Raw genomic sequence first — 26,824 nt, 5'->3', positions numbered from 1 at the left:
TTATCCCCTACCGAAAAAATACCATGCCTGAAAATCCCGTCTGGCTCGTCGATGCCAGTATTTACGTGTTCCGCCCGTGGTTCATTCGCCAGCCCACCACGTTCGATAGCCACGGACAACCCGCGAATGCGGTACTCGGTTTCCTGCGTTTTGTCTACAACCTCCTGCAAACCGAACAACCGAACTGCATTGCATTTGCCTTCGACATCAGCCTGCAAACCTCTACCCGCAAAGCTATTTACCCCGCCTACAAAGCCAACCGCACACCTGCCCCAGCCGATCTCAAAATGCAGTTTCAACTGTGCCGGGATTTTTTGGATGCACTTGGCATTGTGCAAGCCGCAAGCCCCCACTTTGAAGCGGATGACGTAATCGGCACATGGGCAAAACAGCAGCGTGATAACGGACAAGCCTGCATGATTATCAGTGGCGACAAAGACTTAGCGCAATTAGTCGGCGCAGGCGATATTTGGTGGGATTACGGCAAACGCACGCCATTACCCCCTGGTGGCGTGAAAAAAGAATTCGGCGTCTGGCCTGCGCAAATCCCCGATCAACTAGCCCTAGCAGGCGATGTAGCCGATAACATCCCCGGCATTCCGGGCGTAGGCATGTCCACCGCCGCCAAACTGTTACAGAAATTCAGCAACGTGGAAGTGTTGCTATCGCGCATTCCCGACATCGGGCTAATGAAAACCCGTGGGGCAAAACGCCTGCAAGAACTGGTCGAGGAACATCAGGCAACGGTGCGGCTGGCACGGCAATTAACCGAGATTTATTGCGACGTGCCCGATGTACCGCTGGATTTACGGCGTAAGGCTAAGGATTTGGTGCAGTTGCAGGCATTGTGCGAACGGTTGGGATTGAGCGAACAACAATTCCTACTATGGTCTGCCATTTAATTCTCTGCCATCGCGGTGTCGTATTCTTCGCTACGCTCCATCCATTCCATTTCCACCTCCTCCAATTTGGCATCGAGGTTGCTTTTGTCGAGCACCAGTTGCTTGAGCTTGTGGCGGTTGGCATCGCTGTAAATGTCGGGGTCGGCAAGCTGTGCTTCTAACGCGGCTTGTTGTTGTTGGAGTTTGTTCATTTCCTGCTCCAACTTGTCGATCTTTTTCTTTAAGGGCTGTAACTGTTTGCGCTTTTCGGCGGCTTCGCGGCGCTGGTCTTTGCGTCCGGCGGAGGTGTGCGCGGCGGCGGCTTGATCGGTTGGCTTGCTGGCGGCTTCCTCGGCACGGAAACGGTTTTGCAGCCACGCCGCGTAATCGTCAAGGTCGCCATCGAATTCCAGCGCTTTGCCGCTATCGACCAGTAATAGCTTGTCGGTGACGGTTTTGAGCATGTGGCGGTCGTGCGAGACGATGACCATTGCGCCCTTGAATTCCTGTAACGCCATGCTGAGGGCAAGGCGCATATCGAGGTCAAGGTGGTTGGTCGGTTCATCCAGCAACAGCAAATTAGGGCGTTGGTAGATCAGCAAAGCCAGCGCTAGGCGGGCTTTTTCGCCGCCGGAGAAGGGTGCAATCGCCTCTTCCACCCGTGTACCTTGGAAAGCGAAACCGCCGAGGAAGTTGCGCAAATCTTGTTCGCGGGCTTGTTTATCCATGTCGCGCAAATGTTGCAGCGGCGATTGATCGACCTTGAGTTGTTCGAGCTGGTGCTGGGCGAAATAGCCGATTTTGAGGTCGGGCGCTTGCCAGCTTTCACCCGCTTGTGCAGGCAGTTGTCCGGCAAGGAATTTGATCAGGGTGGATTTACCCGCACCGTTGGGGCCAATCAACCCGATGCGGTCGCTGGGGAAAATTTGCAACTCCACCTTTTCAATGATGGTTTTGTCAGCGTAACCAAGGCGCGCTTCGCGCACATGCAGCAAGCGATCCGGCAACTTTTCGGGGTCGCGGAAGCTGAAGTGGAATTGCGAATCGACGTGGGCGGCGGAGATGACTTGCATCCGCTCCAAGGCTTTCAGGCGGCTTTGTGCTTGGCGGGCTTTGGTGGCTTGGGCGCGGAAACGGTCAACATACTTTTGCATGTGTTCGCGTTCGCGCTTTTGCTTCTCGTAAGCCGATTGCTGTTGGGCAAGTTTTTCCGCACGGGTGATTTCAAAGGTCGAATAGTTGCCGGTGTAGAGCGTCAGACGGCTGTGTTCGATGTGCGCAATATTGGTGCAAATCGCGTCGAGGAATTCGCGGTCATGCGAAATCAGCAGCAGCGTGCCACGATAATTTTTCAGCCACTCTTGCACCCAAATGACCGCATCAAGATCAAGGTGGTTGGTGGGTTCGTCGAGCAGGAGCAGGTCTGAACGGCACATCAGGGCTTGCGCGAGATTGAGGCGCATCCGCCAGCCGCCGGAAAAACTGCTGACCGGGTTGTGAATTTGGTCGGGTTTGAAACCGAGACCGTGCAGCAAGGTGGCAGCGCGGCTTTCAGCGGTGTAACCGTCGATGGCATCGAGGCGGGCGTGCAGTTCGCCGAGGTGTGCGCCGTCGGCGTGTTCAAGTTGCTGGCGTAGGCTGACGTATTCGGTGTCACCTTCGAGTGCGTAATGCAGTGCGGTTTGGTCAGTAGCGGGCGTTTCTTGCTGGACGTGCGCGATCACCCACGCGGGCGGTATCGAAAAATTGCCCGTGTCTTGGTGCAATTCCCCACGAATCAGCGAGAACAGGGTGGATTTGCCGACTCCGTTCGCACCCGTAACCCCGACGTTCTGACCGGGATGGATGCTGAAGGAAGCGGATTCGAGCAGGGCTTTTGAGCCGCGCCGCAGGGTTAGGTCGGAGAAGACTAGCATTGGACAAATGGATCAATAATGGTGAGTTGGTTTTCGACAAGCAGACTGTGCTGCATGTCTTCGCTGTAAAGCACCTGACAGCCACTTAGCAGCGCAGATGACACAATAATGGAATCGTAATAAGAGAACTTGTAGCGCTCCCTGAGCGATACACCCTTACTAAAAACGGCTTGAGAGAGATTTTCAATCAGATAACGGCTGTAGCAATCATCGATAAAATCTTGGACATCAGCATTACTCTGCCGCAGTTTCTTCAATAAATTACTGCTGACTTCATTGATAACTTGCACAGAAATCGTATGCCTACCGCCCAATACCAATGCCTTTGCGATGGTGTGCTTAAGTGGCTCTTTATCAGAGAATGTGTACAAAAACACATTGGAATCAATGAATACCTTAGCGCTCATTCGCTTCCTCACGGGATAAGAACTGTAGCGACTTGTCTACATGCACAGGATTGTTGGCAAGCCGTTCGATAAATCCGATCTTCTTCACCGCTTGGGGCATCGTCACCTCGTCTTCCACCATAATAATGATTTTGGCTTTTGCTACAGACTGTAGTTTGAGGAATGTTTCGGGAATTTTGAACATTCCATCGTTGATACTGGCTTCAAATTCAACTGCATACATAATTATTGCCTCTTGCTGAGTTTGCCTTGATGTGGGAATGGTACAACGAAGCGGGAACTAATGCCTAATGTGGTAACAGACTTTGCTATTTGCTGTCACAGCGGAATCATTGTCCGCTACGCACTAACCGTACCGGAAAGGAATAATAATCCTTAAAAAGCTCTCTGATGTAGCCGTTAGCGAAATCGACATTCAATGCGTTAGCACTATTCTCGGCATTAAAAGACGAAGACCAAAAATGATCAGCTAAAGTATTCGGAAATGCCTGTAAGTTAATGGTCGGATGCTGACTATTATCCACGAGGGTTCGCAACTCTTCGATGGTCGGCACGCGCCAATCGTTGTAACCTGCAAAACTTACCCCTTTGCCGAATTTCGACATGGTGTCATTCCAGTTATGACGTTGCACTTCCACTTTACAATCTACGCCATATTGCCCTTCACTACACCGCTTCCACATCAGATTAGTTACGGTATCCGTTACCGTTCCATTGTTGTGGATGATATAGCGGTCTGCAACAAGTTCAGCCGCTGGCTCTTTTTCTTGCTCCCCCTCTACCTCTGGGAGAGGGGGCTGGGGGGTGAGGGTTTTTCCCACATGATGCCCAAGCGCCCCCAACAACAACGTCCAATCCACCGCCCCACAAAAATCCAGCACCTGCAAATGCCGCAACCACAACGGATACCGCACTTTTTCCGCGAGCACTGGAATCACCGGAATACCGATTTCCTCCGCCATACTCACTTCGTTATGCACCCACTTCGACGTGCGCACTTTCTCAGAAACCACCAACACCATCACATCGCTGGTTTCGAGTTCAAATTCCAGTTTGTGATACCACACATCGCCCGGTTTCAAACCGATCACATCGCGGAACACGGCAAAGCCAGCCGCCAACAACTGCTGCTGAATCTCGGCGGCAAGGTTTTCACCGTGGCTACCATCGCAGGCATAACTGATAAAGGCTTTCGGCATGAGGTAAGAATCGACTGATAAAAAGATGCTGCATTAGTAGCAGATTCATAGCAGGATGTGAATGCTACAATTATCATGTGCCTATCAGTAACGGATTATTTGCCATGCAAAGAAGTACGCAAGACTCCATCAACAAACCAAAACGGAAACTTGGTTCACTGCGAGGTTTGGTAAAAAGCATTACGCCCAACGCTGATGAACCATTGGGTGACTTTCTGGAATACGAAACACCTAAAAGCCTAGAATCTACGACGTTGCCGTTCTCTGGAAGTAAGCAACGCCGCACTTCTCACGAATAACTAGGACGGCAAGCCCCCGGAATTCGCCCAAACCCAATCAAACGATTCGCCCAATAGCCCTTCAGTTGATCAGTAGCAATCGCTCGTCCCGTGCGCGGCGCATGGACAAACTTATTATTTCCCAAATAAATCCCAACATGGCTGACGCGCTTGCCACTGGTATTGAAAAACACTAGATCGCCCTTCTGGCTTTGCTCGCGTGAGACTTTCACGGCAGCGTCGTATTGTTGTGCGGCGGTGCGCGGAATCGCCACTTGTGCGCCGTTTTTGAACGCGTATTGCGTCAAGCCGCTGCAATCAAATCCCGTCACGGGGCTAGTGCCACCCCAGCGGTACATCTTGCCCTGCTGCTTTTGCGCATTCCACACCACCTTATCCAGCAACGTCACCGACGCTGGCACTTCCTGCACAGGAATTTGCGCCACACTGATGGATTTCGGGGCTTCTGACACTGCACTGCAACCGATCAAGGAACAAGCCAACAGCGCTACTAATCCTCGCACTACGACACCGAACATCGGGTTATCCTCCGCATAATTGTCAACAAAACACTCACCCATAAAGCCTAGAACACAACCTGAATCTTTGCTGAACAAAAATACTCAAATTAGCAATAAACTTTGCACCTGCCCCGCTTTGGTTGCACGGTGGATGGTCAGATTGAACCGCTCAAAGTCTATGGTGGTATCCGCCTCCTGCTCCAGATAAATCATGCCACCCGTTTTCAGCAGGCCTTTGTCAACAATCGCTTCCAACACAGGCACTAACAAATTCTGCCGAAACGGTGGATCGAGAAAAATCAGATCAAATCCCACCGTTTCGCGTTGCAGGTAACGGAACGCATCATCGTGTAACAATAGCGCATTTTGCGCCCCCAACAACGTAATATTTTCACGCAACAAACGCGCGGCGGCGGGATGTTTTTCCACCATCACCACCTCGCCCGCCCCTCGCGACAAAGCTTCCAACCCCAACGCGCCACTGCCTGCAAACAAATCGAGGCAACGCGCCCCCGGCACTTGCGTTTGCAGCCAATTAAACAAGGTTTCGCGTACCCGATCCGGCGTGGGGCGCAAACCCGCGACATCGGCAAAGCGTAGCTTACGGCTACGCCATTCCCCACCAATAATGCGTAACAAATTATTTTTCATCGCCACCCACAATCACTGTCACCATTTTATCCGGCTGCACCCGCCGCGTGAACGCATCCGCAATCTGCTCACGGGTTAACACATTAATCGTGCTGGTAAACGTATCCAAGTAATCCAACGGTAGTTGGTAGAAGCCAATAATGCCAACGTATTCCACCATCTGGCTGTTACTCGCCGTGCGCAACGGGAAACCGCCAGTAATGTCCTTTTTAGCAGCGTCCAATTCCTCTGCTGTCGGGCCTTCTTTCTGGAACTTGCCCAACACATCACGCACCACTGTCAGGGCTGCATCGGTTTGTTCCTTCTTGGTTTGCAAGCTGACCGTGAACGCCCCTAATTGTGCGAACGGTGAAAAATAACTGCTCACGCTATAACTCAAACCGCGTGCATCACGCACCTCCTTCATCAATCGCGACGTAAAACCACTCCCGCCCAGCACTTGGTTGCCCATGTACAACGTAAAATAATCCGCATCGCCGCGTTTATTCCCAATCTGCCCCACCGTAATGTGTGATTGGCTAGAAGGGTACGGAATCTTCACCGTTTTAGCCTCAGTCAACGGCTTCACTTCAGGAATTGGGGCAGCCGCCCCACCGGGCGGCAATACACCCGCCACCTGCTCTGCCAAGGCTTCCGCTTGTTGCCGATCTGCCGCACCCACAATCGCCAGCAAGCCATTTTTCGCCACGTAATACTGCTGATAAAACGCTTTCAGGTCAGCAACCGTCAATGCTGGAATACTCTCTTCTGTGCCGTTTTCCGGTTGTCCGTAAGGATGATCACCGTACAAGGCTTTGTAAAACGCCTTACTGCCCAAACTCGCGGGGTCTTGCTTTTCAGCTTGCAGCCCGACCAGCGTTAATTTTTGCACCCGTTCAAAATCTTTCTGCGGAAAATCCGGTTTGGATAGCACTTTCAACCACGTTTCCAACGCCGCTTGTTGTTCCTTTGGCAACGTGATGGTACGCAAGCTGACCGATGCCAAATCCATTGACGTACCTGCACCAAAACCCGCCCCAATCGACTCAAATTGCTCAGCCAATTGGTCTTCACTCAAGCCTGCCGCGCCTTTATCCAACATACTATTAGTGAGAGCAGCAAGACCGGGCTTATTGCCATCCCGCGCACTGCCCGCATCAAACGCGAGACGCAAATCGAGCATTGGCAAATCCGGTGCATGAACGTAATACACCCGCAACCCATTGCTGGTCGTCCAGTTTTCGATTTTCGGGGCAGCGTGTACGCAAGGTGCAAACACCACCCACAGCAGCAGTGGTGCTAACAAGATTTTTTTTAACATACGGTTTATCTCACAAAACTGGGGGCATTTTTGGGCTTATTCGGGTCAAGCGGCTGCGGGTCAAGCTCGGCAATCGTCAACGTGTCTTCAATCAGGTACTTCTTCGCAACGGCTTGAATTTGTTCGGGCGTAATCGCCAAGATATTATCCACGTACTCGTCCGCCAGCTTGTACCCCAAACCGACAGTTTCCAACGAACCCAGCACATTTGCTTGATTTTGTTGGGAATCGCGTTCGTAGATCTCGCCTGCAATCACTTGCGCTTTGACTCGCGCCAATTCATCAGCCGTCACGGGTTCATTGCGCAGCTTTTCGACCTGTTCCAGTAATGCGGCTTTGACCGTTTCGAGCTTTTCGCCTTTGGTCGGCATCCCGCTTAAGCTGAACAAATCCGGCAAACGCCCCGACCCGCTGTACCACGCACTGGCACTGGAGGCGATTTCTTTACCGCGAATCAGCTCCTTGGATAAGCGCGAACTGTTACCGCCATCCAAAATCCCCGCAAGTACTTCCAGCGCATACGGCTCCCATTTTTCCTTAGCATTAATCATACCGGGGACTTTGTAACCCATCATGATGTACGGCAATTCGGCGGGCGCTTTCACTTTGATAGTGCGCAAACCTTTTTGCTCGACTTCAGTTTGCGGTTTGGGCGGGGGAATAGCTGCCGTGGGCTTGAGAGGGCCGTAATACTTTTTCGCCAGCTCGTGCACCTTATCAGGGTCAACATCGCCGACCACGACCAAGGTTGCATTGTTAGGCGCGTACCAACGTTCGTACCATGCCCGCAAATCTTCGACTTGCATCGCATCCAAATCCGCCATCCAGCCGATCACGGGGTTATGGTAAGGACTGTTCATAAAAGCAACCGCTTCAAACTGCTCACGGGTCAACGCCGTCGGTTTGTCTTCGGTACGCCAACGCCGTTCTTCCTTGACCACTTCCACTTCTTTCTTGAATTCTTCGGGCGGTAACGTCAGGTTGCGCACCCGATCCGATTCCAATTCAAACGCCACTTCCAGCCGATCAGCCGCGATGACTTGGTAATATGCCGTGTAATCTTGCCCCGTGAACGCGTTATCTTCCGCGCCATTTTCGGCAATAATACGGTTGAATTCGCCAGTCGGGTGCTTGGTCGTTCCCTTGAACATCATGTGTTCAACCACGTGTGACAGACCCGTAGAACCGTTGTGTTCGTAGCTCGAACCGACTTTGTACCACAACTGCACCACTGCAATCGGCGCACGTTTATCTTGTTTCACCAACACCTTCAAACCGTTATCCAGCTTGTATTCGTAAACGGGTACAGCCACTTTCACACGCTCAATAGCGTGCAATGGTGTTGTAAAAAAACCTGCAAACACGACAGAAACCGCTAGAATTGTTTTGATATTACGGTTTTGTCCGGCAAATGGTAGTATTCTTCGCATTCTTTCACCTGACGATAGTAAAGCTGGACGGTCATTGTACGATGTTTGGATTCGGAAAGAAAAAAAAGCAGGAAATACCAGAAAACACTTCTGCTGCTACACCAATCGCCCCCACCGCACCGGAAGCCCCAGCGGAAGGTTTATTTGCGCGGTTAAAACGGGGTCTCTCTAAAACCAGTCATGCCATCACTGAGGGGATGAGCACGCTAGTCGTCGGCAAAAAGAAAATCGACGATGATGTGCTGGAAGAATTAGAAACACGCTTATTAACCGCCGATGTGGGTGTTGATGCCACCCGCGAAATTATCGCCGACCTCACCAGTCGCGTTAAACGCGCAGAATTGGCGGATATGGATGCGTTAATGCAAGCACTTTACAATAAAATGCACCGCATTTTGCGCCCTGCCGCACAACCCTTGGTGATCGACACCGCGCACCAACCGTTTGTATTGCTCATGGTCGGTATTAATGGCGCGGGTAAAACCACCACGATTGGCAAACTCGCCAAGAAATTCCAGCAAGACGGCAAATCCGTCATGCTTGCCGCAGGCGATACGTTCCGTGCTGCGGCGGTGGAACAGCTCACCATTTGGGGTGAACGCAATAATATTCCGGTGATTGCCCAGGGCAGTGGCGCGGATTCTGCTTCAGTCATTTTTGATGCAGTACAAGCCGCCAAAGCGCGTAAAATCGACGTATTGCTCGCGGATACCGCTGGTCGGCTGCACACGCAGACCAACCTAATGGATGAGCTGAAAAAAGTTAAACGTGTGATACAAAAGTTTGATGGCTCTGCACCGCATGAAATCATGCTGATTGTGGATGCCAGTATTGGTCAAAATGCTTTGGTACAAGCCAAACAATTCAACGAAGCATTAGGGCTGACGGGAATCACCGTCACTAAACTGGACGGGACGGCTAAAGGCGGTATCCTGTTCGCGATTGCCCAACAACTTAAAATCCCCGTGCGCTTTATTGGCGTAGGTGAAAGCATCGACGACCTCCAAGAATTCGATGCTTATGAATTCACCAGCGCCTTGCTTGCTGGGGACAGCTAAGCTACATGATTGAATTCAAACAAGTTAGTAAGAAGTACCCCACAGGGCAACTTGCCCTTTACAATATTAACCTCACGCTGGAAGCTGGGGAAATGGTGTTCATTACCGGGCATTCCGGCGCAGGCAAAAGCACCTTGCTCAAATTAGTGGCAATGTTGGAACGCCCCACTAAAGGAGAGGTGCTGATCGGTGGGCGCTCCTTGAGCAAGCTGGGGCGCAGCCAGATTCCCAACTACCGCCGCCGCATCGGTTTCATTTTCCAAGACCCACACCTGCTGTACGACCGTACCGTGTTCGACAATATCGCCCTGCCCTTGCGCATTGCAGGCATGGGGCAAAGCGAAACCCGCCGCCGTGTGCAAGCAGCATTGGATAAAGTCGGGCTAACCGGACGCGAAAACACCTTCCCACTCATGCTATCCGCTGGCGAAAAACAGCGCGTTGGTATCGCCCGTGCGATGGTCAACAAACCCACCATCATTCTGGCAGACGAACCCACTGGCAACCTCGACCCCGAACTCGCGCAAGACATTATGTTTACCTTCGCGCAATTCAACGAACTCGGCGCAACGGTGATGATTGCTAGCCACGACCACGCACTGGTCGAACGCATGAAAAAACGTACCATCGTGTTACAAAAGGTGGACTAATGACGACGCCAACCAATAAGAAAGTTGCCCCGAAACGCAATACATCGACTACTGCCAATCCCTTCAGCGCGTGGTGGAATCAGCAAGCCAGTGCCATTAAATTCAGCATGGAACGCTTGTGGTTTAACCCCGCATCGACATGGATTACCTTAGCCGCGATTGCGATTGCGCTTTCCTTGCCGACCAGTTTGCACTTATTGCTGAAAAACATGCAGACATTGACAGCAGATAAGCGCGAAGTCCCCACCATTACCTTGTTCCTGAAACAGTCGGTTTCTGAGCAACAAGCCAAAGACCGCGCTGAATTACTCTCGGAATTGCCCGAAATTGATAATGTACGCGTAGTGACGCGTGAGGAAGCCTTGGCGGACTTCCGCAAAATCACTGGCTTTGCGCAAACGCTGGAAACACTGGATGCTAATCCCCTGCCCCACGTCCTGATTCTTACCCCGCGCCTGAGTTTATTGGGGGGAGAAGACATGGATGTGGAGGACTTATCCAAAAAACTCAAAGCCTATTCGGAAGTCGACGATTTGCAAATCGACGTGGAATGGGTACAACGCTTGCGCGGTATTTTGCGGATTGCTGAACGGATTGTGCTGGTGGTGTCGATTTTGCTGGGCATGACGGTGCTCTTGGTCGTCGGCAATACCATCCGGCTCGACATCGAAAACCGCAAGGAAGAAATCCGCGTCACCCAATTAATTGGCGCAACCAATGCCTATATCCGCCGCCCCTTCATCTATAACGGCATTTGGTTGGGGCTATTTGGTGGGGTGCTTAGCTTGGTTATTGTGCACGTTGCCCTATTGTTTTTGGTTGAACCAGTAACACAACTAGCCAAATTATACGGCAGCACCTTTACCCTCAGCGGCATTGATGTCTTGATGACATTGCAAATTCTGCTCGCCAGTAGCGTTTTAGGCGTCATCGGCTCATGGCTCGCCGTGGGACGTTACCTCTGGCAAAGTGATGATGCTATAAAATGAAACAACTGATTAATGAATACGAATCAATTAGATAGCAATGCCTAAAGTAGATTGATTTTTACCCGAACCTGTATTAGATTGTGGGTCTTTCGAGTGTCAAGGGCTGTTGCTGCCATGTTAAGTACATCCAAAGCGTTGGTGTCGCTTTCTCCACCCCGTCCATTCTCACAAGTCCATCAATTTGATTGGCTGAAAAAGAGTCGCATCGGCTGCCCATGCTGCCGCAGCGCTTATATCATGCCCGTCCGCCGCACTTGGTACGAAAAACTCCTCACCCGCCAACACAAATTCTGGTGTCAGGATTGCGGTGAGAAATTCTGGAAGAAAGACTAAAGGCATTGCCATACCGCCGGGATCAGCAAACAATGGTATGACTGACATGCCTCCGGTTTCTATGCGGCCTTACTCACAATAAAATATAAAAATGAGACTCTGTGTAAAATTAAGCCTAGACTGTTTCAGTAAATTTTAAATTTCATGACAAATAAGGCTATCCACGATGCAAGTAATGCCAGAGAAAACTCATCCAGCGTTCAGCTATGGTGTCAACGACCATGACTATTCTCGTACCTGCCCCGAATGTCAAAGCACCTTCCTCTTACGCGCAAAACGCTCATGGTATGAAAAGATGTTAACGCGTAGACATTTGTTACATTTTCACTGCCATGACTGTGGTGCTAATCTTTGGCTGCCAGAGCTTCCCCCTAAATCTTAAGCAAGCGCGGCACAGCTGACAGTAGTTTCTGGGTATAGGCATCTTGCGGATGACCACACACATCAGACGTAGCACCGCGTTCGACGATTTTACCTTTGTACATCACCACCGTCTGATCGCTTAGGTATTCCACCACCCCAATATTGTGGGTAATAAACAGTAAGGTTAGATCGTGTTCGGCGCGGATTTTCAGCAGCAATTGCAGAATTTCTGCTTGCACCGATACGTCTAACGCACTGGTAATTTCATCGCACACAATGAAGTCGGGATTCAACACCAGCGCCCGCGCCAAACCGATGCGCTGGCGTTGTCCGCCAGAAAATTCGTGCGGGTAACGCCACAACGCCTCTCGCGGAAGCTGCATATCCGCCAGAATGTTGGCGGCACGCTCCAAACGTTCCTCGTCATTTGCGCCGATACCGTGGGCTTTGAGCGGCTCGGTGAGCGTCGTTTCGATCAGCAAACGCGGATTAAGCGACGACTGCGGGTCTTGGAACGCAATCTGCATTTTCGGGCGTAACGGGCGTAAGGCGCGTGCCGATAACCCCGTCAATTCTTGTCCGTGTAATTGAATGCTGCCGGAAGTGGGCTTTTCCAATTGCAATACTGCCCGCCCTAACGTGGTCTTGCCGCAACCGGATTCGCCCACCAGCGCCACGATTTGCCCTTTCGGAATATCCAACGAAACATCATCGACAGCGCGGACATGATCCACCGTTTGGCGGAACAAGCCTTTTTTGATCGGAAACCAGACGTTGAGATGGCGAATGGAGAGCAGTAGGTCGGACTTTAGTCCGACATCTTCTACATGATTTATTGAGGAAATTGTCGGACTAAAGTCCGACCTACCCGTTCGATGACGCGCTAAATTCTCCGGCACTGCCGCGAGCAATTGCTGCGTGTAAGCGTGACGTGGCGCACGCAATACTTGCGCTGTACTGCCCACTTCCACCAACCGCCCTTGCTGCATCACGCCGACGTGCTGCGCCATTTGTGCCACCACGCCGAAATCGTGGGTAATGAACAAGGTGCTCATGCCGGTAGCGTCTTGCAGTTGGCGCAGCAGCCGCAAAATCTCTGCCTGCACCGTCACATCCAGAGCGGTAGTCGGTTCGTCGGCAATCAGCAATTCCGGTTCACACGCCAATGCCATCGCGATCATCACGCGCTGACGTTGCCCGCCGGATAATTGATGCGGGAAATCGCTGAAACGAGCGCGGGCGTTGGGCATTTGCACCTGCTCTAACGCTAACATGGCGCGTTCGACCGCTTCCGCATCGCTCATGGTGGGATTGTGCAACTGCAAGGCTTCCGTAATCTGCTCACCAATCGAGAAGACGGGATTCAGCGAAGTCATCGGTTCTTGGAAAATCATCGCGATTTGCGAACCACGAATACCCCGCAACGCCGCTTCCGGCAAGGTCAGCATGTTCTGCCCATTAAACAGAATTTCACCAGCAGGATGCGAGGCGATGTCCTGTGGCAATAACTGCATCACTGACAGCCCGGTAATCGACTTGCCGCTGCCCGATTCGCCGACCAGACAGAAGGTTTCACCCTTGGCGATGCTGAAACTCACATCCTCCACCGCCTTCACCACACGCCCACTGCTGTTCAAATACGTGCGCAAATTGTTCACTGCAAGCAACGGTTGACTCATGAGCCTACCCCCGCATTACGCGATAATTTGGGGTCAATCGCGTCGCGGAAGGCTTCGCCAATCAAGTTATAGGCAAACACCGTGAAGAAAATTGCGCCACCAGGGAATGCCGCCATCCACCAGTTAAAAGTGGACGATTTCACCGCCTGATCCAACATTTGCCCCCACGACGGCGCGTCAATCAAACCTAAACCGAGAAAGCTCAACGTCGCCTCTGCCAAAATCGCGGATGCCACCCCAAAACTCGCCGCCACCAATAACGGTGCAACCCCATTCGGCAACATGTGGCGGAATAAAATCGACGACAAGGGCAAACCGCTGGCGACCGCCGCTTGCACGTATTCTTGCTTGCGCAATTTCAGGAATTCGGCACGGATATACCGCGCATACCCCGACCAACTGGTTACGCCGATAATGATCATCATCATGTACAAACTGCGCCCGAAAAAAGCCACGAAGGTCAGCAACAAAAACAGCGTGGGAATCGCCTCGAAAATTTCCACCAGCCGCATCCCAATCATATCGACCACGCCGGAAAAATAGCCCATTAACCCGCCTAACATCACCCCGATCACCATTGAAATGCTGGTCGCAATCAAGCCAATGCTCAAAGCAATCCGCGAAGCGTGAATCATGCGACTGAACACATCCGCGCCATTTTCTTCCGTACCCATCAGGTGGAAACGCTCGCTGGCTTCCAACGGTGCTTCCAAGCCATGTTCGGCGTAATCACGCAAGTAATCGGTCGGCGCATACGGCACAGGCGGCATCATGCGCCAATCGACTGCCGTATACGCGGTAGAACGAAAATCATCGTACAGATTGACGGCGGGCGGTTTCACCCATGCCTGCGTGACGAAAACGGTTAGCAACGTTCCCGCCAAAAACAGCAGCACGCGTTTGCCAGTACCCAACGGCAACCACGCTAACACCGATGCCAACGCGAATAAGACCAACACCAAGACATCTTCAGCCGTCAAATACGTCAGCACGGGTGCGGAAATTTCACCGTTTTTGCTCATTAGCAGCGGCATGGAATTGGCTAAAAACGGCGCAAATACGCCCATGAACACCAGTAAGCCAATCCACACAAAGCCGAGTTTTACGCCCGTACCCTGCCATGTTTTACGCCAGATACTCTCAGTCATACGTCACCCTTGGGTCAACCAGCGTGTAACAAACATCGGCAATCAGATAACCAATTAGGGTCAGGAAACCGCTGATCCACGTAATCGACAATACCAATTCACGGTCACGCCCTTTTACCGCCTCAATCGCTAATTGCCCCATGCCATTGATACTGAAGATGTTTTCCACGATCAGCGAACCCGCTAACAGGCTGGGAAGCAATCCTGCCGACACCGTAATCAGCGGTAATAGGCTATTGCGAAAAACGTGTTTCCACAGCACATCGTGTTCTGACAGCCCTTTGGCACGCGCCGTCCGCGCATAATCAGCTTGCAGGTTCTCCAATACTGAGGTGCGGGTAAGTTTGGCTAGACCCGCAAAACCGGCATACGATAAACAAATCACGGGCAAAACCAAATGCCAGATACGATCCAGCAAATAGCCCATGACAAACTGTCCACCGAGTATATGCGGCAAGAACGGCATGTCTTGCGCTTCACGACTGGAAATACCTGCCGTCGGAAACCACTGTAAATATTGGCTGTTCGCCAGAAATCCGATCAATAGCACACCAGCGAGCATGGTGGGAATCGACCACAACGCCAGCATCGACATGCCAGACACGACATCGAAACGCCCGCCGCGCTTAGTCGCCGCTTTCACCCCCACCACAATCGCAATCACGTAAATCAGCGGCAGCGTGACCACATTCAGCAAAACGGTGATGGGAATGCGTTCGGCGAGAATGTCACTGACCGGTCGCCCGTACATAAGGCTATCGCCCAAATCCATGCCTTTGGTGAGTGAAAAGCCGGTGAATTTGCCTGCTTGATCTTGGGTGAAGCCGACGGGGGAAACATTGTTAAGCCAGCGTAGGTATTGCAGCGGCGCGGGTTGGTCAAGACCGTAGCGTTTGTTGTAATAGGCGGTTAATGCTTGTTTTTCAGCGGGTTTCATGTTCGCGCCACCGACTAGGGATTGTGCGGTAATCCCACCAGGGGCGAGTGCCATGACGGCAAATACGACAATAGTGATCCCCAACAGGGTGGGGATCATCAAGAGTAAACGGCGCAGGAGGTAGGTTAGCAAATGGTTATGTCCTGACTGGATGGCGAAAGAGTCAGATTACACAAGCCGCCCTACCCCGTCCAGTCACGGCTGATACACTGGGCATTGACCCGTATTATCCACCGCCCGTTGATTGCCTTTCCAATAGGTATTCCAATTGGTCGCAAAATCAGCAACCGATGCAGGCACAGTCGGCATCACGGTGATGCAGTTATGGGACGGCTGTAAATAATTCAGCTTGGTCAAACGCGGCAAGGCAATGGCTTTCAGCCTATTCTGATCCAATGACAGTTGCGACAAGCTCGGCATAGGCAGTGGGGATGCCGTATCCGCTGGTGACAACGCGGCAACATCGGTCAATAAATTGCCGTCTAGGTTCAAGATTGCCATATTACGCAGATGCAGTAGCGGTTGTAGATCAGTAATCTGATTGTTACGCAGTACTAAATAATTTACCAAGCGTAATTTGGGCACATCAGGCGTACCAAACAAATCCACCAAATTGTTATTGTCCAATTGGGCATTATCAATGAATAAGGTGTTTAAGCTAGGCAAGTTCACACCCAACGCGCTCAGATCACTGGCATCCAAGGCATTACCACTCAAATACAAATCACGCAGATCAGGAAAATGCTGTGCAGTCAAACTGCTGATGTCGGTAATCTGATTGTTGCTCAAGTCTAGTGCTTGAATTTTGGGAAAATAATGTGCAAGCACGCTAATATCGGTCAAATTTTGGTTAGGACACGCAAACTGCGTACTGGCTAATAATGCCTCTTCCGTGGGAATGCTCGAACTTGAACCAAAACACGTCGAGAGCATGGGGTGAATAACCCGTAAATTGACGGTTGCCACCCGTGACTTTTGTCCGCTATACGTCGCAGAGAAGGCGAACGTACCCGCCGTCCCTAAATAACCATGCGTTGGTGTCAATAATACCTGTCCTTTGGCAGAAACGGTTAACACGCCACCCACCACACTAGTGCTTTCTAGCTGATAAGTGATATTCGGATTGCTAGGGTTTAGCGCATTGCCATTAGCATCCGCCACATCCAAGTTAATGGTGGTTGGCGTGTTTTGGAAAATTTCGACATTTTTGGCTAACGCTATTGGCGCGGTGCTGCCACAGCGACTCGGCGCAAACTGCCATGACTTACCTACCACTTTGATACGGCTTGGTAAGGCGATCACCGCTGGTAAGCAATTATCTTCGAGGGTGAGCGTCAAGTTCTTGCTACCCCCCATGTATTTCAAATCATCCACGCTTAGCAACCGATTGCCTTCTAAGCGCAGATGCGCATTTAACCCTGTTAAGGAGTTTAAACTGGCGATATTCGTCGTTGAGCTGGTAATGGCGTTGTATTCCAGATCCAAACTTTTCAGACTGGTGCGCCCCGACAGTGGGGCAACATCGGTAATGGCATTGTATTCCAACCCTAAACGTTCTAAAGCGGTCATGCTAGTGAGGGATGGAATAGTGGTAATCGCGTTGAAACCTAACTCTAGCGCTTGTAGCTTGGTCAGACGCGACAAGGTGCTCACGTCGGTTAAGGCATTGCCACGCAGGTAGAGTTCTTGCAAATTGGGTAAGTCATCAATGTCTGTCACGCGGGTGAGGTTGTTACCGTCCAGCCCTAAGACTTGCAAGCTGGTCAAGGTGCTCAGGGCGCTGATATTGGTCAAGTTGGTGTATGACAAATCCAAGGTTTGTAAGCTAGGTAATTGTGATAATTGCGATAAATCAGCCTGAGATAAATCAATATCGACACAACTCAACGTATCCGTGGTCGCGCTCGGCACAACATCGCCAAAGCATTGCAACAAAGCAGGGTCAGTAATCGAGATAATATCTTTAACAGCGATGGTAAGCGTGGCAGCGGTTGAAGTGAGTTTGCCGTCTTTTACCGTGAACTTGAATGCATCGCTGGTGACACCCGCCTTCGGGGTGTAGGTGACTTGATTGCCATTCTTGATAGCACTGACAGTGCCTTTCGGTTTGGGGCTGCTCATCAGTGCGTAGGTTAAGCTATTGCCATCGGGATCTGAACCGCTGAGCGTAATAGTGCTTGTCCCGCGTGTTGACACCACCACAGTTTTGGAATCGGCAACAGGTTTATCATTAACAGCAGCAATCGCGAGGCTCACAGTGGCAGGGGCTGATACTGAACTGCCATCGCTCGCAGCAAAGGTAAAACTATCCGCACCGGCGTAATTGGTATTGGGTTTATAGGTCGCTTTAGCACCACTGATGATGACACTGCCATTCGCGGGTGGCGTCACAACCTGATAGGTCAAGGTTTTACTGTCTACATCAGTGGCTTTCAGGGTAATGCTTTTGCTGGTGTCTTCGGTGAGCTTGATGGCTTGCCCGACGGCTACGGGTGCGTCATTGATCGCATTGATCATGATGCTCACGGTGGCCGTGGTTGAGGTTAAGCTGCCGTCGTTCACTGCGAAGGTGAATTTATCGCTGCCGCTGAGGTTGGCTTTGGGGGTGTAGGTGGCTATGTTACTGCCCGCAGGTAACACCACTGTGCCTTTGGTGGGTTTGCTGCTGATTTTGTAGGTCAGCACGCTGCCGACATCAGGGTCTAACCCTTCGAGGGTAATGGACGTTGCCGTATCTTCTGTCACGGTGACGGATTGCGGCAGGGCGGTTGGTTTGGTGTTAGCCGCTTGCACCACTGACGAACATAAAACGCAAACACCCGTTAGGATAATGATCCCCAAACCCCTGATTTTCATGACATGATGCCTCAAAACAAACTATTCATTTATTTTATGGCATAAATGTATTTTTTGGTGTGAGATACGTCACATACAGGCGACTAGTTTTGTAGTAATTTTGGGCTGTCGGGCGGATAAGTCGAATGATAGTTGAGCGTGGATAAAAATATTCATGCTTTGCATTAGGCAGTTAACAGACAAATGGTATAGTTTTTCCGATATACTGCACTTAACAGACTAGATTTAAGTCATAACACACTAACGATAACTGATGCTGATTAGATACAAGGCAGGGCGGTAGCGTATCCAAAACGCATACATCTTAACCAAGTTTTATCAGGTTTTTTTGTAAAGTGTGATAGGCATCACAACCGTTGATCGGTTTTGCCGTTAAGCTCGCGCTCATCAATGGGGACACCACATCGAAGCCATACCGGGCAATACAAGGTAGGGCGGTAGCGTACCTAGCTTTTTTGACTTAAATGCATAGTTAAAATCATATATAAACCATTACCTCTTTCTCTGGGGCATTCATGAAAACACTTGAACAATCAACGCTAGCCATCATCGGCTTGGGCTATGTCGGTTTGCCATTAGCAGTCGAATTTGGCAAACACCTTCCCACCATCGGCTTTGATATTAACAAAGCACGCATTGAAGAACTGAAAAGTGGTAATGACCATACACTAGAAACGACATCGGAAGAATTGCAGGATGCACAACACCTAAGTTACACCGACCATTTAGAAGACCTGCGCGATGCAAATGTTTTTATTGTTACTGTGCCAACCCCGATAGATGACCATAAGCGTCCTGATCTCACCCCATTAATTAAAGCGAGTGAGAGTATTGGTAAAATTATCAAGCGTGGTGATGTCGTGGTCTATGAGTCCACGGTTTACCCCGGTGCGACCGAAGAAGATTGCATTCCAGTGATTGAGCGTGTTTCTGGGCTGACGTTTAACGTGGATTTCTTTGCTGGCTATTCACCGGAGCGGATTAACCCCGGTGACAAAGAACATCGCCTTCCTACCATTAAGAAGGTGACTTCTGGTTCTACCCCTGACGTGGCTGATTTTGTGGATGCGCTGTATCAACGCATTATCACCGCAGGCACGCATAAAGCCACCAGCATCAAAGTTGCAGAAGCTGCCAAAGTCATTGAAAACACTCAGCGCGATTTGAATATTGCCTTGATCAATGAGTTGGCAGTGATTTTTAACCGCATGGGTATTGATACGGAATCGGTATTGTTAGCGGCGGGTACAAAATGGAACTTTTTGCCCTTCCGCCCCGGTTTGGTCGGTGGGCATTGCATTGGGGTTGACCCGTATTACCTGACCCACAAGGCGCAATCATTGGGTTATCACCCGGAAGTGATTCTGGCTGGGCGGCGTATTAATGACGGCATGGGTGCTTATGTGGTGTCGCAATTGATCAAGGCGATGTTGAAGCAGCGTATTCAGGTGGAAGGCGCGAAAGTGCTGGTGATGGGTTTGACCTTTAAGGAGAACTGCCCGGATTTACGCAATACCCGTGTGGTCGACATCCTGAAAGAATTGTGTGAGTACGGCATTGAAGCCGATGTGTATGACCCATGGGTATCGGTGGAAGAGGCACAACATGAATACCAGATCACGCCAGTACTTGAGCCACGACAAGGAGCTTATGATGCGATTATTTTAGCAGTTGGGCATCAGCAGTTTAAGGAAATGGGTATAGATGGTATTCGTGGTTTAGGGAAAAACATGCATGTGCTATATGACCTGAAATATGTGTTCCCTGCCGATGCTTCAGATTTGAGATTATAACTTATGACTGCTTACGAAACTTTACTTGCTACCCTGCCCTCACAGCCTAAGACTTGGTTGGTTACGGGTGTTGCGGGGTTTATTGGCTCTAACTTGCTGGAGACTTTGCTGAAGCTTAATCAGCGGGTGGTGGGCTTAGATAACTTTGCGACTGGGCATCAGCATAATTTGGATGAAGTGCAAAGCCTTGTCAGTGGTGAGCAGTGGGCAAACTTCCGGTTTATACGCGGGGATATTCGCCAATTGAATGATTGCCAAACGGCGTGTGAGGGTGTGGACTATGTATTGCACCAAGCGGCGTTAGGTAGTGTGCCGCGTTCATTGGAAGACCCGATTACCACGAATGGCACTAATATTGATGGCTTTTTAAATATGTTGGTGGCGGCACGGGATGCACAGGTGAAACGGTTTGTGTATGCGGCTTCTAGCTCTACGTATGGGGATCACCCTGCCCTGCCTAAGATTGAGGAAAACATTGGTAAGCCGTTATCGCCGTATGCGGTCACCAAATATGTGAATGAGTTGTATGCGGATGTATTTGCGCGGGCGTATGGATTTAATACGATTGGGTTGCGGTACTTCAATATCTTTGGCAAGCGCCAAGACCCGAATGGGGCGTATGCGGCGGTGATTCCGAAGTGGATTGCCAGCATAATCAAAGATGAGCCAGTGTATATTAATGGGGATGGCGAAACCAGCCGCGATTTTTGTTATATCGACAATGCGGTACAGGCGAATTTACTGGCGGCAACTACGGAAAACACTGATGCAACGAATCAGGTGTATAACGTGGCAGTGGGTGATCGCACCACGCTGAATGAATTGTTCTGGCATTTGCATGAGAATTTGTTGCCACGGTTTGCACATTTACAGGAGTTTGAGCCGACCTATCGGGATTTTCGGGCGGGGGATGTAAGACACTCACTGGCAGATGTCGGTAAGTCTGCACGGCTGTTGGGCTACTCCCCCAGTCATCGTATTGGTGAAGGTTTAGCAGTAGCTATGCAATGGTATTTAGGTCAGAAACACTGATGAAACCCAAGCATCGTAAGGGCATTATTCTCGCTGGTGGCAGCGGTTCGCGTTTATATCCGCTTACCAAAGCAGTCAGCAAGCAGTTGATGCCGATCTATGATAAACCGATGATCTACTATCCGTTAACGGTACTAATGTTATCAGGCATTCGGGATATTTTGATCATCACCACGCCAGAAGACTCCACTCAGTTCCAGCAATTGTTAGCCGATGGTTCGCAGTGGGGTTTGAATATTGAATATGCGGTACAGCCAAAGCCAGAAGGATTGGCGCAGGCTTTCTTGATCGGAGCTGACTTTGTAGGTAACTCACCTGCCACTTTGATTTTGGGTGATAATATTTATTACGGCGAAGGGCTGTCACAGCGTCTGCAAAGCGTTGCACAGCAACAAAACGGTGCAACCGTGTTTGCCTATTATGTTAAAGACCCGGAACGCTACGGTGTCGTCGATTTCGATGCGCACGGCAAAGCCCTCAGTATTGAAGAAAAGCCGGTTAAACCACGTTCAAACTATGCGGTGACTGGGCTGTATTTCTATGATAACCAAGTGGTGGATATGGCGCGTGAAGTACGTCCTTCCCCGCGTGGCGAGTTAGAGATCACCACCCTGAATCAGATGTATTTGGAAGCGGGTCAATTGCAGGTCGAAATGCTCAAACGTGGCACTGCGTGGCTGGATACGGGTACACATGCGTCATTGCTGGATGCTTCTAACTACATTCGGGTGATTGAAGAGCGGCAAGGGTTGAAGATTGCTTGCCCGGAGGAAATCGCGTGGCGGATGGGCTTTATTGACCAAGAACAGTTACTTAGATTGGCTGAGCCGCTGAAGAAAAGCGGTTATGGCGATTATCTGACAGGATTACTTCACGCATGACAACAACACACAATCCTCAACGCTTACTCGTCACAGGTGGGGCTGGCTTCATTGGCACTAACTTTGTGCATTATTGGCTTGAACAATACCCTGATGCGCATATCGTGGTGTTGGATATGCTGACGTATGCGGGGCGGCGTGAAAACCTGCAAGCGCATGAAGGGAAAAGTAATTTCCGTTTTGTGCAGGGTGATATTCTGGATCAGGCATTGGTGACAACACTGTTGCGCGAGGAAATCATTGATACCATCGTGCATTTTGCGGCGGAGTCACACGTTGACCGTTCGATTTACGGGCCGGATGCTTTCTTGAAAACCAATATTGATGGTACACACAGTTTGCTGAAAGCGGCTAAAACGGTGTGGTTGGATGAAAAGCCGGGGTTTGCACACCGTTTTCATCATGTATCAACGGATGAGGTGTATGGGACGCTCTCCCCTACTGACCCTGCGTTTACGGAAACCACGCCGTATGCACCGAATTCGCCGTATGCAGCAAGTAAAGCGGCTTCGGATCATATTGTGCGGGCGTATCAGCATACTTATGGGTTACAAACGACCACTAGCAACTGCTCTAATAATTACGGGCCTTATCAATACCCCGAAAAGTTGATTCCACTGGCGATTTCACGTTTATTGCAGGGTCAGGCTGTGCCGATTTATGGCGATGGTTTGCAGGTGCGTGACTGGTTGTATGTGGATGACCATAATCGTGGAATTGATCTGATTATTCGTAAAGGGCGGATTGGTGAAACCTATAATATTGGCGGAAATAATGAACAGACGAATATCAACCTGATTCATGCCCTGTGTGAGTTGTTGGATGAACGTTTCCCTGAATCGTCGAATGTGCCGCATCAGCAGCATATTACTTATGTGACGGATAGACCGGGGCATGATCGGCGTTATGCGATTGATAACAGCAAGATTTGTCATGATCTTGGGTATCAGCCACAAGAAACCTTCACATCCGGCTTAAACAAAACCTTAGACTGGTATCTGAATGGTGCAGCTTTTTGGCGTGGCGGTGTCGAACTGTTTGGATCTCACTAAACAATAAACGGAATTCAATTATGAATAATGATAAACCCATCTATGTTACGCAGCCCTATTTACCGCCCCTAGAAGAACTAATCCCCTATTTTGAAAAGATTTGGGATAACAAAATACTTACTAATGGTGGTCCTTTTCATCAACAATTAGAGAAGGCATTATGCGAGTATTTAGGTGTTGAACACATTGCTTTATTTGCCAACGGTACGCTTGCATTGGTCACTGCCTTGCAAGCCCTGCGTATTACGGGTGAAGTAATTACTACGCCGTATTCGTTTGTGGCAACAGCGCATTCACTGCTGTGGAACGGTATTAAGCCTGTATTTGCTGATATTGACCCTAATACGCTGAATCTTGACCCTAGCAAGATTGAAGCGGCTATCACACCACAAACTACCGCGATTATGCCAGTGCATGTCTATGGACATCCTTGTGATGTTGATGCCATTCAGAAAATTGCAGATAACTATAATTTGCGCGTGATCTATGATGCCGCCCATGCGTTTGGGGTGAAATGTCATTGTGGTAGCGTACTGAATCACGGTGATTTATCGGTTTTAAGCTTCCATGCCACTAAGGTTTTTAACACCTTTGAAGGTGGTGCAATTATTTGTCCTGATGCAAAGACAAAACAACGTATTGACCATTTAAAAAACTTCGGCTTTGTTGATGAAGTCACCGTTGTTGCCCCTGGTATTAATGGCAAAATGAGTGAACTCAATGCGGCTATAGGTTTATTACAGTTACAACATATTGATGAAGCTTTGAAACACCGCCAAGAAATTGATGCACATTATCGTGAAGCTTTAGCTAATGTTAAGGGAATCCGTTGCGTTAATGATGCTGGCGAACAAGCGGCTAATTATGCCTATTTCCCCATCATGGTCGAAGATACTTACCCCTTAAACCGTGATGAGCTATATTTAAAATTGCGGGAACATAATATTTTTGCACGTCGTTACTTTTATCCATTAATTTCAGAGTTCCCAATGTATCGTGGCTTACGTTCTGCCACATCAGACAATTTACCCATTGCCTCAAAAGCAGCACAACAAGTGATTTGTTTGCCTATCTATCCAAATCTTTCGCATCATGAGCAACAGCGAATTATTAATGTTATTGCCGGAGAAAAATGATGGCTGCACTTAATCGTGATGCTATCGAACAAATGGGCTTTGCTGAAATTGGCAACAATGTCACGATTTCAGAAAAGGCTTCTTTCCACAATTGTGCGAAGATCAAGATAGGTAATAACTGTCGTATAGATGATTTTTGTGTACTTTCTGCTGGAGAAGGTGGAATTACGCTAGGCAATTATATTCACATTGCAGTTTACACGTCTCTAATTGGTGCGGGAAAGATAGCATTAGATGATTATTGTAACTTATCATCAAGAGTTGCCATTTACTCAAGCAGTGATGATTACTCTGGGGCTTTCATGACTAATCCTGCTGTCCCTAAACAGTTCACTAATGTCGAACATGCTGATGTTTATTTAGGTAAGCATGTCATTGTGGGTAGTGGAAGTGTGATATTGCCGGGGGTTAGATTAGAGGATGGAGTGGCTATTGGGGCTTTATCTTTAGTCACGAAAAGCTGTAAGGCTTTTGGGATTTATGCGGGAAATCCAGCTAAATTTATCAAAGAAAGAAAAAAAGACTTATTAACATTAGAACAACAATTATTAAAACCACAAAAACAATGAGTCTTAAAAGAAACATAGTTGCTAGCTATGCCAGCCAAATCTATATTACTGCGATTGGCATCCTAATACTTCCTCTGTACATAAAATACATGGGAGCAGAAGCTTATGGTTTAGTCGGTTTCTTTGTTATGTTACAAGCATGGTTTAATCTTTTAGATTTAGGTTTAACACCAACTATTGCTAGAGAAACAGCAAGCTTCAAAGCAGGAGGTCATTCCCCTCTTAAGTATCGTCAACTATTTCGGGCTTTAAGCTTAATATTCTTATTTATAGCTATTATTGGAGGAAGCGGATTATTTTTAATATCTGATTATCTTGCCAAAAACTGGCTTAATATAACAAAACTATCGACTGATGAAGTTGCTTTTTGTTTAAAAATTGTAGCTATAATTGTCGCTTTACGTTGGATATCTGGTTTGTATCGTGGCACTATATCTGGCTCAGAAAAAATAATATGGCTATCATCATTTAATGTATTTATCGCAACTCTACGATTTTTAGGGATTTTTCCAATTTTCTGGCATTATGGCACAGAACCTGAAATATTTTTTCAATATCAACTACTCATCGCCGTAGTAGAGTTTTGTATTTTATGGTTAAAATCCAGTAAAATTCTTCCTATTTTAGAAAAATCTCAAATAGAAAAAATAGGTTTATCTATTGCACCCATTAAAAATACATTAAAATTTTCTCTTAGTATTGCATTTACTAGTAGCATTTGGACAGTTGTCACACAGACAGATAAATTAATCGTATCAAGACTACTATCTTTAGAAGAATATGGATATTTTACTTTATCTGTTTTAGTAGCTAGCGCTATTGTAATGACTTACAGTCCAATTAGTACTGCTCTATTACCTAACTTAGTAAGACTAGAAACTGAAAACAAACAAAAAGAACTAATATATTTATACCGGAAATCAACGCAAATTATCACTGTAGTTAGTGTATCAACAGCAATCGTCTTAGCCACTTTCTCAAATTTTATTTTATACCTTTGGACTCATGACAGACACATTGCAAATATTGGTTCTACAGTTTTAACATCCTATGCAATCGGTTATGGCTTTCTAGCAATATCAAGTCTTCCGTATTATCTACAGTATGCAAAGGGTAAACTTGATCTACACATTTATGGGAGTCTATTTTACTTAGGACTTTTATTACCATTATTATTCTTATTAACTTATAAATTTGGAATAGCAGGTACTGGTTATGCTTGGATGATAACAAATTTTATATATTTTCTATTTTGGATTGGATTTATACACAGAAAATATTTAAAAGGTTTACATTTGTCATGGCTTTTGAAAGATGTTACAACCCCAATAATACTTCCACTATTATTTACAATTTTTTTAACCATTAATTTTAAAGAACATAGCGTATTTTTTCACTCACTACCAACACTAATTCTCTTTGTTATTATTATTTTTTTAACCTCTATATTATCTGGCTCACATACAAGGTCACTGCTCATTAGCACAATAAAAAGATTCACAAGCAGATAATTAAACCAAAGAGACGTAAAAAACTCATCATTAAAATACATGCCACTTCTAAACCAAACAATCACTCACTGAAGTATACCATCGGCAATTGAGTTCTCGGTTTCGATATTTTTCACAATCACTCTTTTATCAATGAGTTATGAATTTTAAAAAAACCGAATTTTCATTTACCGATGGTATAGTTGGGTTTAGTGGTAGTCAAAAGTCCACTCGATATACTCCCTGCTCTTTCTAAAAATTTATCGACCAAAATG

At 48.5% G+C, this 26,824-nt stretch carries 25 protein-coding genes; 12 read left to right on the top strand and 13 right to left on the bottom strand.

Annotation, left to right across the window (positions count from 1 at the left end; all coding sequences use genetic code 11):
- Window positions 1–23: 23 nt before the first annotated feature.
- Complete coding sequence (locus tag J1836_RS15940; protein WP_207252120.1) at window positions 24–902, top strand: 5'-3' exonuclease; 879 nt, start codon at window positions 24–26, stop codon at window positions 900–902.
- Here the strand turns inward: J1836_RS15940 and J1836_RS15935 are convergent.
- From J1836_RS15935 to J1836_RS15920, 4 genes are all read right to left on the bottom strand, one after another.
- Window positions 899–2,797, bottom strand: a complete 1,899-nt coding sequence (locus J1836_RS15935) for an ATP-binding cassette domain-containing protein (RefSeq protein WP_207252119.1) — start codon at window positions 2,795–2,797, stop codon at window positions 899–901. The genes J1836_RS15940 and J1836_RS15935 overlap by 4 nt on opposite strands.
- A complete protein-coding gene (locus J1836_RS15930) occupies window positions 2,791–3,204 on the bottom strand; it encodes a PIN domain-containing protein (RefSeq protein ID WP_207252118.1) in 414 nt (137 codons plus the stop codon). The genes J1836_RS15935 and J1836_RS15930 overlap by 7 nt, the downstream gene beginning before the upstream one ends.
- Entirely contained in the window at window positions 3,194–3,427 is a 234-nt protein-coding gene (locus J1836_RS15925) for a hypothetical protein (RefSeq protein ID WP_207252117.1), read from the bottom strand. Before J1836_RS15925 ends, J1836_RS15930 begins: the two co-directional genes overlap by 11 nt.
- A gap of 106 nt (window positions 3,428–3,533) precedes the next feature.
- Window positions 3,534–4,403, bottom strand: a complete 870-nt coding sequence (locus J1836_RS15920; protein ID WP_207252116.1) for an Lcl domain-containing protein — start codon at window positions 4,401–4,403, stop codon at window positions 3,534–3,536.
- 104 nt (window positions 4,404–4,507) lie between these two features.
- Here J1836_RS15920 and J1836_RS15915 point away from each other — a divergent pair, with 104 nt between their 5' ends.
- Window positions 4,508–4,702 (top strand): hypothetical protein, encoded by a 195-nt coding sequence (locus tag J1836_RS15915; RefSeq protein ID WP_207252115.1) that lies wholly within the window; start codon window positions 4,508–4,510, stop codon window positions 4,700–4,702.
- Here the strand turns inward: J1836_RS15915 and J1836_RS15910 are convergent.
- The 4 genes from J1836_RS15910 to J1836_RS15895 form a co-directional block, all read right to left on the bottom strand.
- On the bottom strand, window positions 4,693–5,220 hold the full coding sequence (locus tag J1836_RS15910) for a C40 family peptidase (protein WP_207252114.1): 528 nt from the start codon (window positions 5,218–5,220) through the stop codon (window positions 4,693–4,695). The genes J1836_RS15915 and J1836_RS15910 overlap by 10 nt on opposite strands.
- Before the next feature lie 84 nt (window positions 5,221–5,304).
- The gene (rsmD, locus tag J1836_RS15905) at window positions 5,305–5,853 is read right to left on the bottom strand and encodes a 16S rRNA (guanine(966)-N(2))-methyltransferase RsmD (protein WP_207252113.1); all 549 of its coding nucleotides are present in this window, start codon (window positions 5,851–5,853) and stop codon (window positions 5,305–5,307) included.
- Complete coding sequence (locus J1836_RS15900) at window positions 5,843–7,153, bottom strand: M16 family metallopeptidase (protein ID WP_207252112.1); 1,311 nt, start codon at window positions 7,151–7,153, stop codon at window positions 5,843–5,845. The genes rsmD and J1836_RS15900 overlap by 11 nt, the downstream gene beginning before the upstream one ends.
- A gap of 5 nt (window positions 7,154–7,158) precedes the next feature.
- Complete coding sequence (locus J1836_RS15895; protein WP_207252111.1) at window positions 7,159–8,583, bottom strand: M16 family metallopeptidase; 1,425 nt, start codon at window positions 8,581–8,583, stop codon at window positions 7,159–7,161.
- 41 nt (window positions 8,584–8,624) lie between these two features.
- On the opposite strand from J1836_RS15895, the gene ftsY reads away from it, so the two are divergent.
- The 3 genes from ftsY to ftsX are packed head-to-tail and all read left to right on the top strand — an operon-like array spanning window position 8,625 to window position 11,280.
- A complete protein-coding gene (gene ftsY / locus J1836_RS15890) occupies window positions 8,625–9,641 on the top strand; it encodes a signal recognition particle-docking protein FtsY (RefSeq protein ID WP_207252110.1) in 1,017 nt (338 codons plus the stop codon).
- A 5-nt stretch (window positions 9,642–9,646) separates the two neighbouring features.
- The gene (ftsE, locus tag J1836_RS15885) at window positions 9,647–10,291 is read left to right on the top strand and encodes a cell division ATP-binding protein FtsE (RefSeq protein ID WP_207252109.1); all 645 of its coding nucleotides are present in this window, start codon (window positions 9,647–9,649) and stop codon (window positions 10,289–10,291) included.
- Window positions 10,291–11,280: a permease-like cell division protein FtsX gene (gene ftsX, locus J1836_RS15880; RefSeq protein WP_207252108.1), complete on the top strand. Its 990-nt coding sequence runs from the start codon at window positions 10,291–10,293 to the stop codon at window positions 11,278–11,280. Before ftsE ends, ftsX begins: the two co-directional genes overlap by 1 nt.
- A 165-nt stretch (window positions 11,281–11,445) precedes the next feature.
- Here ftsX and J1836_RS15875 read toward each other — a convergent pair whose 3' ends face one another.
- From J1836_RS15875 to J1836_RS15855, 5 genes are all read right to left on the bottom strand, one after another.
- The gene (locus tag J1836_RS15875; protein WP_207252107.1) at window positions 11,446–11,661 is read right to left on the bottom strand and encodes a hypothetical protein; all 216 of its coding nucleotides are present in this window, start codon (window positions 11,659–11,661) and stop codon (window positions 11,446–11,448) included.
- A gap of 323 nt (window positions 11,662–11,984) precedes the next feature.
- Window positions 11,985–13,655 carry an ABC transporter ATP-binding protein gene (locus J1836_RS15870; RefSeq protein WP_207252106.1) on the bottom strand — a complete coding sequence of 557 codons (1,671 nt, stop codon included), beginning with the start codon at window positions 13,653–13,655 and terminating at the stop codon, window positions 11,985–11,987.
- On the bottom strand, window positions 13,652–14,803 hold the full coding sequence (locus J1836_RS15865; protein WP_207252105.1) for an ABC transporter permease: 1,152 nt from the start codon (window positions 14,801–14,803) through the stop codon (window positions 13,652–13,654). The genes J1836_RS15870 and J1836_RS15865 overlap by 4 nt, the downstream gene beginning before the upstream one ends.
- On the bottom strand, window positions 14,796–15,872 hold the full coding sequence (locus J1836_RS15860) for an ABC transporter permease (RefSeq protein WP_207252104.1): 1,077 nt from the start codon (window positions 15,870–15,872) through the stop codon (window positions 14,796–14,798). Before J1836_RS15860 ends, J1836_RS15865 begins: the two co-directional genes overlap by 8 nt.
- A 63-nt stretch (window positions 15,873–15,935) precedes the next feature.
- Window positions 15,936–18,596, bottom strand: coding sequence for a leucine-rich repeat domain-containing protein (locus J1836_RS15855; protein WP_207252103.1), 2,661 nt, complete (start codon window positions 18,594–18,596; stop codon window positions 15,936–15,938).
- A 515-nt stretch (window positions 18,597–19,111) separates the two neighbouring features.
- On the opposite strand from J1836_RS15855, the gene tviB reads away from it, so the two are divergent.
- From tviB to J1836_RS15820, 7 genes are read left to right on the top strand one after another with little or no spacing between them, the layout of a single operon-like run.
- Window positions 19,112–20,389: a Vi polysaccharide biosynthesis UDP-N-acetylglucosamine C-6 dehydrogenase TviB gene (gene tviB, locus J1836_RS15850; protein WP_207252102.1), complete on the top strand. Its 1,278-nt coding sequence runs from the start codon at window positions 19,112–19,114 to the stop codon at window positions 20,387–20,389.
- Between the two features lie 3 nt (window positions 20,390–20,392).
- Window positions 20,393–21,421 (top strand): NAD-dependent epimerase/dehydratase family protein, encoded by a 1,029-nt coding sequence (locus J1836_RS15845; RefSeq protein ID WP_207252101.1) that lies wholly within the window; start codon window positions 20,393–20,395, stop codon window positions 21,419–21,421.
- Window positions 21,421–22,302 carry a glucose-1-phosphate thymidylyltransferase RfbA gene (gene rfbA / locus J1836_RS15840; protein ID WP_207252100.1) on the top strand — a complete coding sequence of 294 codons (882 nt, stop codon included), beginning with the start codon at window positions 21,421–21,423 and terminating at the stop codon, window positions 22,300–22,302. The genes J1836_RS15845 and rfbA overlap by 1 nt, the downstream gene beginning before the upstream one ends.
- The gene (gene rfbB / locus J1836_RS15835; RefSeq protein WP_207252099.1) at window positions 22,299–23,354 is read left to right on the top strand and encodes a dTDP-glucose 4,6-dehydratase; all 1,056 of its coding nucleotides are present in this window, start codon (window positions 22,299–22,301) and stop codon (window positions 23,352–23,354) included. Before rfbA ends, rfbB begins: the two co-directional genes overlap by 4 nt.
- A gap of 20 nt (window positions 23,355–23,374) precedes the next feature.
- Window positions 23,375–24,490: a dTDP-4-amino-4,6-dideoxy-D-glucose aminotransferase VioA gene (gene vioA, locus J1836_RS15830; protein WP_207252098.1), complete on the top strand. Its 1,116-nt coding sequence runs from the start codon at window positions 23,375–23,377 to the stop codon at window positions 24,488–24,490.
- Entirely contained in the window at window positions 24,487–25,059 is a 573-nt protein-coding gene (locus J1836_RS15825) for an acyltransferase (protein WP_242632883.1), read from the top strand. Before vioA ends, J1836_RS15825 begins: the two co-directional genes overlap by 4 nt.
- The gene (locus J1836_RS15820) at window positions 25,056–26,570 is read left to right on the top strand and encodes a lipopolysaccharide biosynthesis protein (protein WP_242632882.1); all 1,515 of its coding nucleotides are present in this window, start codon (window positions 25,056–25,058) and stop codon (window positions 26,568–26,570) included. Before J1836_RS15825 ends, J1836_RS15820 begins: the two co-directional genes overlap by 4 nt.
- The last annotated feature ends 254 nt before the right edge of the window (window positions 26,571–26,824 follow it).

The sequence above is a fragment of the Thiothrix fructosivorans genome, from assembly GCF_017349355.1.
Classification (GTDB): domain Bacteria; phylum Pseudomonadota; class Gammaproteobacteria; order Thiotrichales; family Thiotrichaceae; genus Thiothrix; species Thiothrix fructosivorans.
This window is presented reverse-complemented; position numbering and strand designations above follow the sequence as displayed.